General features: G+C 71.6%; 11 protein-coding genes. 7 read left to right on the plus strand and 4 right to left on the minus strand.

Annotated features, from left to right (window positions below):
* Positions 1–252: 252 nt before the first annotated feature.
* Both VE614_RS20900 and VE614_RS20905 read right to left on the minus strand, forming a co-directional pair.
* Entirely contained in the window at positions 253–1248 is a 996-nt protein-coding gene (locus VE614_RS20900; protein WP_324939121.1) for a DeoR/GlpR family DNA-binding transcription regulator, read from the minus strand.
* 167 nt (positions 1249–1415) lie between these two features.
* Positions 1416–2864 (minus strand): NAD(P)H-quinone dehydrogenase, encoded by a 1449-nt coding sequence (locus VE614_RS20905; protein WP_324939124.1) that lies wholly within the window; start codon positions 2862–2864, stop codon positions 1416–1418.
* Between the two features lie 105 nt (positions 2865–2969).
* Here VE614_RS20905 and VE614_RS20910 point away from each other — a divergent pair, with 105 nt between their 5' ends.
* The 3 genes from VE614_RS20910 (at position 2970) to VE614_RS20920 (ending at position 6295) form a co-directional block, all read left to right on the plus strand.
* Positions 2970–3407 carry a gamma-glutamylcyclotransferase gene (locus tag VE614_RS20910; protein WP_324939127.1) on the plus strand — a complete coding sequence of 146 codons (438 nt, stop codon included), beginning with the start codon at positions 2970–2972 and terminating at the stop codon, positions 3405–3407.
* Between the two features lie 127 nt (positions 3408–3534).
* On the plus strand, positions 3535–4359 hold the full coding sequence (locus VE614_RS20915) for a purine-nucleoside phosphorylase (RefSeq protein WP_324939130.1): 825 nt from the start codon (positions 3535–3537) through the stop codon (positions 4357–4359).
* A gap of 301 nt (positions 4360–4660) precedes the next feature.
* The gene (locus VE614_RS20920) at positions 4661–6295 is read left to right on the plus strand and encodes a phospho-sugar mutase (protein WP_324939133.1); all 1635 of its coding nucleotides are present in this window, start codon (positions 4661–4663) and stop codon (positions 6293–6295) included.
* A 153-nt stretch (positions 6296–6448) separates the two neighbouring features.
* Here the strand turns inward: VE614_RS20920 and VE614_RS20925 are convergent, their stop codons facing one another.
* Complete coding sequence (locus VE614_RS20925) at positions 6449–7096, minus strand: PH domain-containing protein (protein WP_324939136.1); 648 nt, start codon at positions 7094–7096, stop codon at positions 6449–6451.
* A 124-nt stretch (positions 7097–7220) separates the two neighbouring features.
* On the opposite strand from VE614_RS20925, the gene deoC reads away from it, so the two are divergent.
* The 4 genes from deoC (at position 7221) to VE614_RS20945 (ending at position 11541) form a co-directional block, all read left to right on the plus strand.
* The gene (gene deoC, locus VE614_RS20930; RefSeq protein ID WP_324939139.1) at positions 7221–8186 is read left to right on the plus strand and encodes a deoxyribose-phosphate aldolase; all 966 of its coding nucleotides are present in this window, start codon (positions 7221–7223) and stop codon (positions 8184–8186) included.
* A gap of 5 nt (positions 8187–8191) precedes the next feature.
* A complete protein-coding gene (locus tag VE614_RS20935; protein ID WP_324939143.1) occupies positions 8192–9649 on the plus strand; it encodes an aldehyde dehydrogenase family protein in 1458 nt (485 codons plus the stop codon).
* Entirely contained in the window at positions 9650–10540 is an 891-nt protein-coding gene (locus tag VE614_RS20940; protein ID WP_324939146.1) for an aldehyde dehydrogenase family protein, read from the plus strand.
* A 365-nt stretch (positions 10541–10905) separates the two neighbouring features.
* Complete coding sequence (locus tag VE614_RS20945; protein ID WP_324939149.1) at positions 10906–11541, plus strand: uridine kinase; 636 nt, start codon at positions 10906–10908, stop codon at positions 11539–11541.
* Between the two features lie 196 nt (positions 11542–11737).
* Here VE614_RS20945 and VE614_RS20950 read toward each other — a convergent pair whose 3' ends face one another.
* Positions 11738–12481 carry a SigE family RNA polymerase sigma factor gene (locus VE614_RS20950; RefSeq protein WP_324939152.1) on the minus strand — a complete coding sequence of 248 codons (744 nt, stop codon included), beginning with the start codon at positions 12479–12481 and terminating at the stop codon, positions 11738–11740.
* Positions 12482–12646: the final 165 nt, after the last annotated feature.

The raw sequence follows: 12646 nt of genomic DNA on the forward strand, positions 1-12646 counted from the left end.
CCGGTACGCGGCCTGAGCACGGCGCGCCTCAGCACCGACGGGAAGCATCACCGCACTCACCGCCACCACGAGTCGGCGCCACATCGATCAGCACCAGCGCACGGGTCAGCAGCACTCTCGCGATCGGCGCCCTGACGGAGCACCCCGCGGGTCAGCGCCACCGCGGATCAGCAGCGCCGTACCCACACACACCGCACCGCCGCGCCTCAGGCACCACACGTCGGCGATGCCCGGGCCCCGTCGGCCGCAGCCTCAGCGCCGCCGCAGATCGGCGACGCGCGCCCGCTCCCGCTCCCGTTCGGTCCCCGAGGGCTGCTCACCCATCACCCCGGTGGTCCGGTAGGGCTGGCCGCCGGGGACCTGCCCACGGCGCGGGCCCGGCAGAGGAACGTCCCGGCGCTGCCGGCGGCCCGGCCCGGACGACTCACCCCCCGCACTGCCGTGGCCCCCGGCGTTTCCCGAGGCACCGTTGCCCGTGACGGCGATATGGACGCCCTGGTCGGCCAGGGCCTGGAGTTCGGTGGCGGCGCGGTCGTCGTGGGCCGGGGGCTCATCGGTGACGAGGCGGGTGATGACGTCCGTGGGCACGGTCTGGAACATGGTGTCGGTGCCGAGCTTGGTGTGGTCGGCGAGGACCACGACCTCCGCGGCGGCCTGGACGAGCGCGCGGTCGACGGAGGCGGAGAGCATGTTGGACGTGGACAGCCCGCGCTCGGCGGTGAGCCCGCTCCCGGAGAGGAAGGCGCGCGAGACCCTCAGCCCCTGGAGGGACTGCTCGGCGCCGGAACCGACGAGGGCGTAGTTGGACCCGCGCAGCGTACCGCCGGTCATCACGACCTCCACCCGGTTGGCGTGCGCGAGGGCCTGCGCCACCAGCAACGAGTTGGTGACGACGGTCAGCCCGGGGATGCGGGCCAGCCGGCGGGCCAGCTCCTGGGTCGTGGTGCCCGCCCCGACGACGATGGCCTCGCCCTCTTCGACGAAGTTGGCGGCGAGGTCGGCGATGGCCGTCTTCTCGGCGGTCGCGAGATGAGACTTCTGCGGAAAGCCGGACTCCCGCGTGAACCCGCCCGGCAGTACCGCACCGCCGTGCCGGCGGTCGAGGAGTCCTTCTGCCTCCAGCGCGCGCACGTCCCGTCGTACGGTCACTTCGGAGGTCTGGACGACGCGGGCGAGCTCACGGAGCGACACGGCTCCATTCGCTCGCACCATTTCGAGGATCAATTGGCGACGTTCTGCAGCGAACACGAAACTGACAGTAACCCCAACGACCGTCTGCTTTCAGCAGTTTGCGCCGAATAACAGAAGTTGTTCGCACGGCAGGGGCGGAAGTGGTATAGAGGCCCACTCCCGCCGCCTATGCCGCACACACGGTCGACAACACGCCGTGACCAGCGAGAAGTCGCTTGCGGCCGTCAGCCGCCGTCGCCCGCCTTACGGGTGTGGAGCTGTCGCGCCACCTCCGCGATCGAGCCCGACAGGGACGGGTACACGGTGAACGCGTTCGCGATCTGTTCGACCGTCAGATTGTTGTCGACGGCGATCGAGATGGGATGGATCAGTTCCGAAGCGCGCGGCGCCACGACGACACCGCCGACCACGATCCCGGTCCCCGGCCGGCAGAAGATCTTGACGAAGCCGTCCCGGATGCCCTGCATCTTCGCTCGCGGGTTGCGCAGCAGCGGCAGCTTCACCACGCGCGCGTCGATCTTCCCGGCGTCCACGTCCGCCTGCGTGTAGCCGACGGTGGCGATCTCCGGATCCGTGAAGACGTTCGACGACACGGTCTTCAGGTTCAACGGCGCCACGGCGTCGCCCAGGAAGTGGTACATGGCGATACGCCCCTGCATGGCGGCCACCGAGGCGAGCGCGAACACCCCGGTCACGTCACCGGCGGCGTAGACACCGGGCGCGGTCGTCCTGGACACCTTGTCGGTCCAGATGTGCCCGGAGTCGCGCAGCTTGACCCCGGCCTCCTCCAGGCCCATCCCCTCGGTGTTCGGAATGGCGCCCACGGCCATCAGGCAGTGCGTGCCGGTGATGACCCGCCCGTCGGCGAGCGTCACCTCGACCCGGTCGCCCACCCGCTTGGCGGACTGGGCGCGCGACCGCGCCATGACGTTCATGCCGCGCCGCCGGAAGACATCCTCCAGGACGGCCGCCGCGTCGGGATCCTCCCCGGGCAGCACCCGGTCCCGGGACGACACCAGCGTGACCTTCGAACCGAGCGCCTGATAGGCACCGGCGAACTCGGCGCCGGTGACACCGGACCCGACCACGATCAGCTCCTCGGGGAGCTCGTTCAGGTCGTACACCTGGGTCCAGTTCAGGATCCGCTCACCGTCGGGCTGGGCATCGGCCAGCTCCCGCGGATGCCCGCCCGTGGCGATCAGCACCGCGTCGGCGACGAGCGTCTCCTCGCTCCCGTCGGCGGCGCGCACCACGACCTTCCGCGACCCGTCCTGGCCCTGCTGCCCCTCCAGCCGCCCGCGCCCGCGCACCACCCGGGCGCCGGCGCGCGTCACGGACGCCGTGATGTCGTGCGACTGGGCGAGCGCGAGCCGCTTCACCCGCCGGTTGACCTTGCCGAGATCGACCCCCACCACCCGCGCGGGCGTGTCGATGTGCGGGGTGTCGTCCGCGACGATGATCCCCAGCTCCTCGTACGACGAGTCGAAGGTGGTCATCACCTCGGCCGTCGCGATGAGCGTCTTCGACGGCACGCAGTCGGTCAGGACCGACGCACCGCCCAGACCGTCGCAGTCGACGACGGTCACCTCCGCACCGAGCTGAGCGGCGACCAGCGCCGCTTCGTATCCGCCGGGTCCGCCACCGATGATCACGATCCGAGTCACGTACTCCATTGTCCCGCACGCTTCAAGGTGCGACCGCCCCGGGGGCCCGGCCGGGTTGTCGCGGAGGCCCCTGCGCACCAAGTGACACCCGAGCCACTGCCGTACCCTCTCCCCATGTCGCTCTACGCCGCCTACGCCGGCAATCTCGACGCGCGGCTGATGAACCGCCGCGCTCCCCACTCGCCGCTCCGTGCCACGGGCTGGCTGAACGGCTGGCGACTGACCTTCGGCGGCGAGCAGCTCGGCTGGGAGGGTGCCCTCGCCACGCTCGTCGAGGACCCGCTCTCCCAGGTCTTCGTGGCCCTCTACGACATCGCCCCGATGGACGAGGAGTCCCTGGACCGCTGGGTCGGCGTGGACCTCGACGTCTACCGCCGCCTGCAGGTCCGCGTCCACACCCTGGACGGCGAGGAGCAGGCCTGGGCATACGTCCTCAACGGCTATGAGGGCGGCCTGCCCTCCGCCCGCTATCTGGGCGAAATCGCCGACGCGGCCGAATCCGCCGGAGCCCCCCACGACTACGTCATGGAACTCCGCAAACGCCCCTGCTGAGCCAGGTCACAGCACCCACCGGACACCACCCCGCACGAGCCCTTGTCGAAAACGACAAGACAACGATCCCAATCCCGTGAGCTCTGTCATCTACGCGCGTAGGCAATGCTCGGCTACCCTCGACCGCGTGAACGCATCTCTTCTTCCGGACGACATCCAGGGCGACCCCTACGCCGCCGCCGACGCCGCCGCCGCGCGCCTGCGCGAACTCACCGGCGCCGAGTCCCACGACGTCGCCCTCGTGATGGGCTCCGGCTGGGCGCCGGCCGTGGACGCGCTCGGTGCTCCCGACGCCGAGTTCCAGGTCACCGAGCTGCCCGGCTTCCCGCCGCCGGCGGTCGAAGGGCACGGCGGCAAGATCCGCTCGTACAAGATCGGCGACAAGCGCGCCCTGGTCTTCCTGGGCCGCACCCACTACTACGAGGGCCGTGGCGTCGCCGCCGTCGCGCACGGCGTCCGCACCGCCGTCGCCGCCGGCGCCAAGACCATCGTGCTCACCAACGGCTGCGGCGGCCTGCGCGAGGGCATGCGCCCCGGCCAGCCGGTCCTGATCAGCGACCACATCAACCTGACCGCCACCTCCCCCATCGTCGGCGCCAACTTCGTCGACCTCACCGACCTGTACTCCCCGCGCCTGCGCGCCCTGTGCAAGGAGATCGACCCCACCCTCGAAGAGGGCGTCTACGCACAGTTCCCCGGCCCGCACTACGAGACCCCGGCCGAGATCCGCATGGCCCGCGTCATCGGCGCGGACCTGGTCGGCATGTCGACGGTCCTGGAGGCGATCGCCGCCCGCGAGGCCGGCGCGGAGATCCTGGGCATCTCCCTGGTCACCAACCTCGCCGCGGGCATGACCGGCGAACCCCTGAACCACGAGGAGGTCCTCCAGGCGGGCCGCGACTCGGCCGCCCGCATGGGCTCCCTGCTGGCGCAGGTGCTGGGCCGCCTGTAAAGACCGCCAGTCCCCGCAGTCGCCCACGGCGGCAAGGGGACGTGCCGGGGGGTGTCCGCCCGCAGCGGCCGGCGCGTCCGGCACCGCGCACAACCGCAGGAACAGCACCGCGCCGGTCCGAGGACGGGCACCCCCCGGCGCGGCCCCGACCCCAACCCACCGCAGGCGCGAGCACCCCCACCGCACCCGCGCAGGCCGCCGCAGGCACCGCCGCAGCCCCCACGACCCCGCGCAGGCCGCCGCAGGCACCCGCGGCAGCCCCCACGACGACGAAGCAACACGACCGAGAGGCTGACCCGACGTGACGACCGACGACCTCCTCGCCCGCGCCCAGGCCTGGCTCACCGAGGACCCCGACCCGGAGACGCGCGACGAACTCGCCAAGCTCATCGCCGCCCACGACGTCCAGGAACTGTCCGCCCGCTTCAGCGGCACCCTCCAGTTCGGCACCGCCGGCCTGCGCGGCGAACTCGGCGCCGGCCCCATGCGCATGAACCGCTCGGTCGTCATCCGAGCCGCCGCCGGCCTCGCGGCGTACCTCAACAAGAACGGCCACACGAACGGCCTCGTCGTCATCGGCTACGACGCCCGCCACAAGTCCCACGACTTCGCCCGCGACACCGCGGCCGTCATGACGGGCGCCGGCCTGCGCGCGGCGATCCTCCCCCGCCCCCTCCCCACCCCCGTCCTCGCCTTCGCCATAAGGCACCTCGGCGCGGTCGCCGGCGTGGAGGTCACCGCCAGCCACAACCCGCCCCGCGACAACGGCTACAAGGTCTACCTGGGCGACGGCTCCCAGATCGTCCCGCCCGCGGACACGGACATCGCCGCCGAGATCGCCGCGATCCCGTCCCTCACCACGGTCTCCCGCCCCACCGAGGGCTGGGACACCCTCGACGACGGTGTCCTCGACGCCTACCTGGCCCGCACGGACGCCGTCCTCTCCCCCGGCTCCCCCCGCACGGCCCGCACGGTCTACACGGCCATGCACGGGGTCGGCAGGGAGACCCTCCTCGCCGCCTTCGCCCGCGCCGGCTTCCCCGCCCCGGACCTCGTCGCCGAGCAGGCCGACCCGGACCCGGACTTCCCGACCGTCGCCTTCCCCAACCCGGAAGAGCCCGGCGCGATGGACCTCGCCTTCGCGAAGGCCCGCGAAACCGACCCGGACCTGGTGATCGCCAACGACCCGGACGCGGACCGCTGCGCCGTGGCGGTGAAGGACGGCACCGACTGGCGCATGCTCCGCGGCGACGAGGTGGGCGCCCTGCTCGCCGCCCACCTGGTGAACCGCGGAGCCCGGGGCACCTTCGCCGAGTCGATCGTCTCGTCCTCCCTCCTCGGCCGCATCGCCGAGAAGGCGGGCCTCCCCTACGAGGAGACCCTGACCGGCTTCAAGTGGATCGCCCGCGTGGACGGCCTGCGCTACGGCTACGAGGAGGCCCTCGGCTACTGCGTCGACCCGGAGGGCGTCCGCGACAAGGACGGCATCACCGCGGCCCTCCTGATCACGGAACTCGCCTCGGTCCTCAAGGAGCAGAACCGCACCCTCCTCGACCTCCTCGACGACCTCGCCGTGGAGCACGGCCTGCACGCCACGGACCAGCTCTCGGTCCGCGTGCAGGACCTCTCCCTCATCGCGGACGCCATGCGCCGCCTGCGCGAGCAGCCCCCGACGCAGCTCGCGGGCCTGGCCGTCACCGACGCCGAGGACCTCACCCGGGGCACGGCCAAGCTCCCGCCCACCGACGGCCTGCGCTACACCCTGAAGGGCGCCCGCGTCATCGTCCGCCCCAGCGGCACGGAGCCCAAGCTCAAGTGCTACCTGGAGGTCGTGATCCCGGTGCCCGCCCACTCCGACCTCCCCGCCGCCCGCGCCCGGGCGACGGAGCTGCTGGCCGCGATCAAGCGCGACCTTTCCACAGCGGCAGGCATCTGACACCCGGGGGGTGCCACGGTGGTGGCACCCCCCTGGGCCTCACCACGCACAGCCCCTCACCACCCGAGGCAACCCGAGGCAGCTCACCGCCCCCTGCCACCACACAGCCCGCGCCGCGGGCCCCGAAGAGTCCCCGCGCCGCAGGCGCCGAACTCACCCGAGCCCGATCAGCACCGCCAGCAGCACAGCCCCCGCCACCGCCGGCGCCACGATCTCGTACGCCCACCGCACGGTGACCTGCCCCTGCGCCGCCTCGGCCGTCTCCCGCGCCTCCAGCAGCTCCCGCAGCTCGTCCATGACCTGGTCGGTCTGAGCCCGTACCGGCCCCTCCGGCACGGCTCCGCCACCGAACCCGGTGAGTCCCCCGAGGCCGCGTTCCCGGCCGCCCCGGCCCCCGGACAGCTCCGTCGCCCGCCGCGACTCCCGCCGCGCCGCCTTCTTCCGCGCCCGCAGGGACACCGGAACGGCCCACAGCTGGTACTTGGCCCCGGACTTGGCGACGACCTCGTTCGTGTACCCGGACCGCAGCGAGGCCACCTCGCCCCAGGGCAGCACGACGACCCGGAACGGGTTGCGGATCCGCAGCCGGTCGTCGTTCGCGGACACGGCGGGCCGCAGCGTGAAGGCGGTGACGAGCGGCACCACCAGCAGCAGTGCCGCGAGCGCCAGCCACGGCGTGCGCCCGTCACCGGCGACGATCGCGTCGATGCCGAGCCACGCGGCGAGGCCGAGCAGCAGCACCCCTCCGGCGATGCCCGCGGGCGACCGGTAGATCCGATCCTTGGACTCGGTGGTCGTCATGGCCCCGATTGTGCCCGACACTCCCCACACCGCTCATACGCGACCCCGGGGCCACCGAACGAGCGCCCACAAGCGCCGGGGGGTGTACAGCCGCTACGCGCGTAGATATGCTCGTCTGGTGACCATGCCCACCAATGCACCCACCGCAGCAGCGCACCCCCTCTCGGACGTCACCGCGTCCGACAGCGCGCTGCGCCGCTTCCTTCACGGGCTGCCCGGCGTCGACGCGGTCGGCCTGGAGGCGCGCGCCGCGTCCCTCGGTACCCGTTCCATCAAGACGACCGCCAAGGCGTACGCCATCGACCTGGCCATCTCCATGGTCGACCTGACGACGCTGGAAGGCGCGGACACCCCGGGCAAGGTCCGGGCGCTCGGCGCCAAGGCGGTCCACCCCGATCCGACCGACCGCACCACCCCCGCGACCGCGGCCGTCTGCGTCTATCCGGACATGGTGGCCGCCGCGAAGGAGGCCGTCGCCGGTTCCTCGGTGAAGGTCGCCTCGGTCGCGACCGCCTTCCCGGCGGGCCGCGCGCCGATCGAGATCAAGCTGGCCGACGTCCGGGAGGCCGTCGCCGCGGGCGCCGACGAGATCGACATGGTCATCGATCGCGGGGCGTTCCTGGCGGGGCACTACATGAAGGTGTACGACGAGATCACCGCCGTGAAGGAGGCCTGCGGGACCGACGCCCGCCTGAAGGTCATCTTCGAGACCGGTGAGCTGTCGACGTACGACAACATCCGCCGTGCCAGCTGGCTCGGCATGCTGGCGGGCGCGGACTTCATCAAGACGTCGACGGGCAAGGTCGCGGTCAACGCCACCCCCGCCAACACCCTCCTGATGCTGGAGGCGGTCCGGGACTTCCGCGCCCAGACCGGCGTCCAGGTCGGCGTGAAGCCGGCCGGCGGCATCCGCACCACCAAGGACGCCGTCAAGTTCCTGGTCCTGGTCAACGAGACCGTCGGCGAGGACTGGCTGGACAACCACTGGTTCCGGTTCGGCGCGTCCTCGCTTCTGAACGACCTGCTGATGCAGCGTCAGAAGCTGGCCACCGGCCGCTACTCCGGCCCCGACTACGTGACGGTGGACTGATCACCATGGCATCGGCATTCGATTACGCACCGGCTCCCGAGTCCCGCTCGGTCGTCGACATCGCCCCCTCGTACGGCCTCTTCATCGACGGCGAGTTCACCGAGGCGACCGACGGCAAGGTCTTCAAGACGATCTCGCCGTCCACCGAGGAAGTCCTCTCCGAGATCGCCCGGGCCGGCGAGGCGGACGTGGACCGCGCGGTGAAGGCCGCCCGCAAGGCCTTCGCGAAGTGGTCGGCGCTGCCCGGCTCGGAACGCGCGAAGTACCTGTTCCGCATCGCCCGCGTCATCCAGGAGCGCAGCCGTGAACTCGCGGTCCTCGAGACCCTGGACAACGGCAAGCCGATCAAGGAGACGCGCGACGCGGACCTCCCCCTGGTCGCCGCGCACTTCTTCTACTACGCGGGCTGGGCCGACAAGCTGGACCACGCGGGCTTCGGGGCGAACCCCCGGCCCCTCGGTGTCGCGGGCCAGGTCATCCCGTGGAACTTCCCCCTGCTGATGCTGGCGTGGAAGATCGCCCCAGCGCTGGCGGCCGGCAACACGGTCGTTCTCAAGCCGGCCGAGACCACCCCGCTCTCCGCCCTGTTCTTCGCGGACATCTGCCGCCAGGCGGGTCTGCCCAAGGGCGTCGTCAACATCCTCCCGGGCTACGGTGACGCCGGCGCCGCGCTGGTCGCCCACCCGGACGTGGACAAGGTCGCCTTCACCGGCTCCACCGCGGTAGGCAAGGAGATCGCCCGCACGGTCGCCGGCACGCGCAAGAAGCTCACCCTGGAGCTGGGCGGCAAGGGCGCCAACATCGTCTTCGACGACGCCCCCATCGACCAGGCCGTCGAGGGCATCGTGAACGGCATCTTCTTCAACCAGGGCCAGGTGTGCTGCGCGGGCAGCCGCCTGCTGGTGCAGGAGTCGATCCAGGAGGAACTCCTGGACTCCCTCAAGCGCAGGCTCGCCACGCTCCGCCTGGGCGACCCGCTCGACAAGAACACCGACATCGGCGCGATCAACTCCGCCGAGCAGCTGGCCCGGATCACCGCGCTGGCCGAGCAGGGCGAGGCGGAGGGCGCCGAGCGCTGGTCCCCGGCCTGCGAGCTGCCGGAGAGCGGCTACTGGTTCGCGCCGACGCTGTTCACGAACGTCACCCAGGCCCACACCATCGCCCGCGACGAGATCTTCGGCCCGGTCCTGTCGGTGCTGACGTTCCGTACGCCGGACGAGGCCGTCGCCAAGGCCAACAACACGCAGTACGGCCTGTCGGCGGGCATCTGGACGGAGAAGGGTTCCCGCATCCTGGCGGTGGCGGGCAAGCTCCGGGCGGGTGTCGTCTGGTCCAACACGTTCAACAAGTTCGATCCGACCTCGCCGTTCGGCGGCTACAAGGAGTCGGGCTTCGGCCGCGAGGGCGGCCGGCATGGCCTGGAGGCGTACCTCGCCCCGTCGAGCCCGGAGGGCGAGCGATAAATGAGTGCAGTTGAGCGACTTTCCGTACTGAAGACCTACAAGCTGTACGTCGGCGGGAAGTTCCCGCGTTCCGAGAGCGGCCGGGTGTACGAGGTGTCGGATTCGAAGGGCAAGTGGCTGGCCAACGCCCCGCAGTCGTCCCGCAAGGACGCCCGTGACGCGGTCGTCGCCGCCCGCAAGGCGTTCGGCGGCTGGTCCGGCGCGACGGCGTACAACCGGGGCCAGATCCTCTACCGCGTGGCGGAGATGCTGGAGGGCCGCAGGAGCCAGTTCGCGCACGAGGTCGCGGACGCCGAGGGCATGTCGAAGTCCAAGGCCACCGAGCAGGTCGAGGCGACGATCGACCGCTGGGTCTGGTACGCGGGCTGGACCGACAAGATCGCCCAGGTGCTCGGCGGCGCGAACCCGGTCGCGGGCCCGTTCTTCAACCTCTCCACCCCCGAGCCCACGGGCGTGGTGGCGGTCGTGGCCCCGCAGGAGTCGTCACTCCTGGGCCTGGTCTCGGTGGTCGCCCCGGTGATCGCGACGGGCAACACGGCGGTCGTGATCGCCTCGGAGAAGTCCCCGCTCCCCGCCCTGTCCCTGGGCGAGGTGCTGGCCACCTCGGACCTGCCCGGCGGTGTGGTGAACATCCTGTCCGGCCGTACGGCGGAGATCGCGGCACCGCTGGCCGCGCACCAGGACGTCAACGCGATCGACCTCGCGGGCGCCGACGAGGACCTGGCGAAGGAACTGGAGATCGCCGCGGCCGACAACCTCAAGCGCGTACTGCGTCCACAGCCTGTGGATTACTTCGCGATGCCGGGCATCGACCGCATGACCGCCTTCCTGGAGACCAAGACGGTCTGGCACCCGACGGGCTCCCTGGGCGCCTCCGGCTCCTCGTACTGACCGAGGTACCGGCCGATGCCTCGGCCGAGGCACCCGCCGCGGGGCCCGCGCACGAGAGGGCCGCGTCCGCTCCCCGTCCGGAGCAGGCGCGGCCCTCTTCCCGCTGCCCGTGCGGCTGGCCGCCCAGCAGCCCCGCCACCTGCCCCACCACCGGGATGCTCCCGACCGACTGGGCCTGGGCGACCGGCGATCGGCTCGCTGCCGGCGGCGCTGGTGGAGGGACGCGTGTGGGACATGGCTGCCGCCACCGTCCGAGGCGGAGAGTGATCGTGTCGACGCGTGACGTCGCTGAGGTGTGACGCGTGCATCACAGCCGACCCGCAGGGGTCGTTGCCGCAGCGCGGCATGCCTCACACTGGTGTCCCGTGAGCTCCCATCCGCCCATACCCACCCGAGTCGTGCTGCTCTGCGGCCCCTCCGGCTCCGGCAAGTCCCTCCTCGCGGCCCGCTCCGGCCTTCCGGTGCTGCGGCTCGACGACTTCTACAAGGAGGGCACGGACCCCACCCTGCCGCTGGTGGCGGGGAGCTCCGACATCGACTGGGACCACCCCGAGTCGTGGGACGCGGACGCCGCCGTCGCCGCCATCGAGGAACTGTGCCGCACGGGCCGTACGAACGTTCCCGTCTACGACATCGCGCTCAGCGCCCGCACCGGCGCGGACGCCGTCGACATCGGGCGGACCCCGCTGTTCATCGCGGAGGGCATCTTCGCCGCCGAGATCGTCGCCCGCTGCCGAGAGCTGGGTGTGCTGGCCGACGCGCTGTGCCTGAGCCGGGGCGCGGTGACGACGTTCCGGCGGCGCTTCCTGCGGGACCTCAAGGAGGGCCGCAAGTCGGTGCCGTTCCTGCTGCGCCGCGGCTGGCGGCTGATGCGCGACGAGCGGTCCATCGTGGCCCGCCAGACCGCGCTGGGCGCACACGCCTGTGACAAGGACGAGGCCCTGGGCCGGCTGGCGGCGGCGGCGGCCGGACGGCACCCGGCGGCGCCCACGGCGGTCTGACCGGCAAGGCAGTCGTCCGCGAACAGCGGAACGGGAACAGGACACCGGGAACAACGGAACGGAAACAGCAGAACGGGACTGGACGGACCCCCCGGCCCTCCAGCCCCGCTCTCCCTTTTCCCCCGTGACCCCGTGATCCCCCGTGGATCCCCCCAGGTCCCCTCCCGTTGGTGCTCCCCCGTGTCCCCCCGGACCTTCAGGCGACAAGCTCCCCGAAGGCGTCTTCCTCGTCACGGCCGAAGCTGAGGACCTCGTCCTCGCGCAGCCGGCGCAGCGAGCGCCAGATGCTGGACTTCACCGTGCCGACACTGATGTCGAGGATGTCCGCGATCTCCGGGTCCGTGCGGCCCTCGTAGTAGCGCAGGACCAGCATGGTGCGCTGGAGTTCGGGCAGCCGGGCCAGCGCCTGCCACAGGACGGCGCGCAGCTCGGTGCCGCGCATCGCGTCCGTGTCGCCGGGCGTCTCCGGCAGTTCCTCGGTCGGGTACTCGTTGAGCTTGCGGCGCCGCCAGGCGCTGATGTGCAGGTTGGTCATGGTGCGGCGCAGATATCCGCCGACCGCCGCCTTGTCACTGATCCGGTCCCACGCCCGGTACGTCGAGAACAGCGCGCTCTGCAGCAGGTCCTCGGCCTCGAAGCGGTCACCGGTGAGGTGGTAGGCGGTGGCGTACAGGGAGGCGCGGCGTTCCTGTACGTAGGCCGTGAACTCGGCCTCCGACAGCGAGCGGCGCTCCCCCGATTCCTCCCTGTACGCGGTTCCCCCGTGCGTTTCCCCCGTGAAACCGTCAACCACCGTCATGTAGGCGGTGTGCTGACGCCCGGTGCCGCGAGCGCACCCCCGCCCGCTCACGGCACCGGACTTCTCGGAACCCCGGTGCGTGTGCACGTCGTGCAGACGCGTGATCACTGCGCTGGTGCTGGTGCTGTGCAGCGTGTTCATCTCGCGCCCCCCGTCGTGGACTTCCGGTGTTCGGTCTTGCTTCCGTGCTTGTGTCGAAAAGCTTGCCCGGGGCACTTCATGGCCGTGTCCGCCGACTGTCACAGAGCTGTCACAGGGGTCCGGGGCCGCCCGAGTGTCGAATCCGGCACGGCCATGGGCCAGAAT

The organism is Streptomyces sp. (assembly GCF_035645055.1).
Classification (GTDB): domain Bacteria; phylum Actinomycetota; class Actinomycetes; order Streptomycetales; family Streptomycetaceae; genus Streptomyces.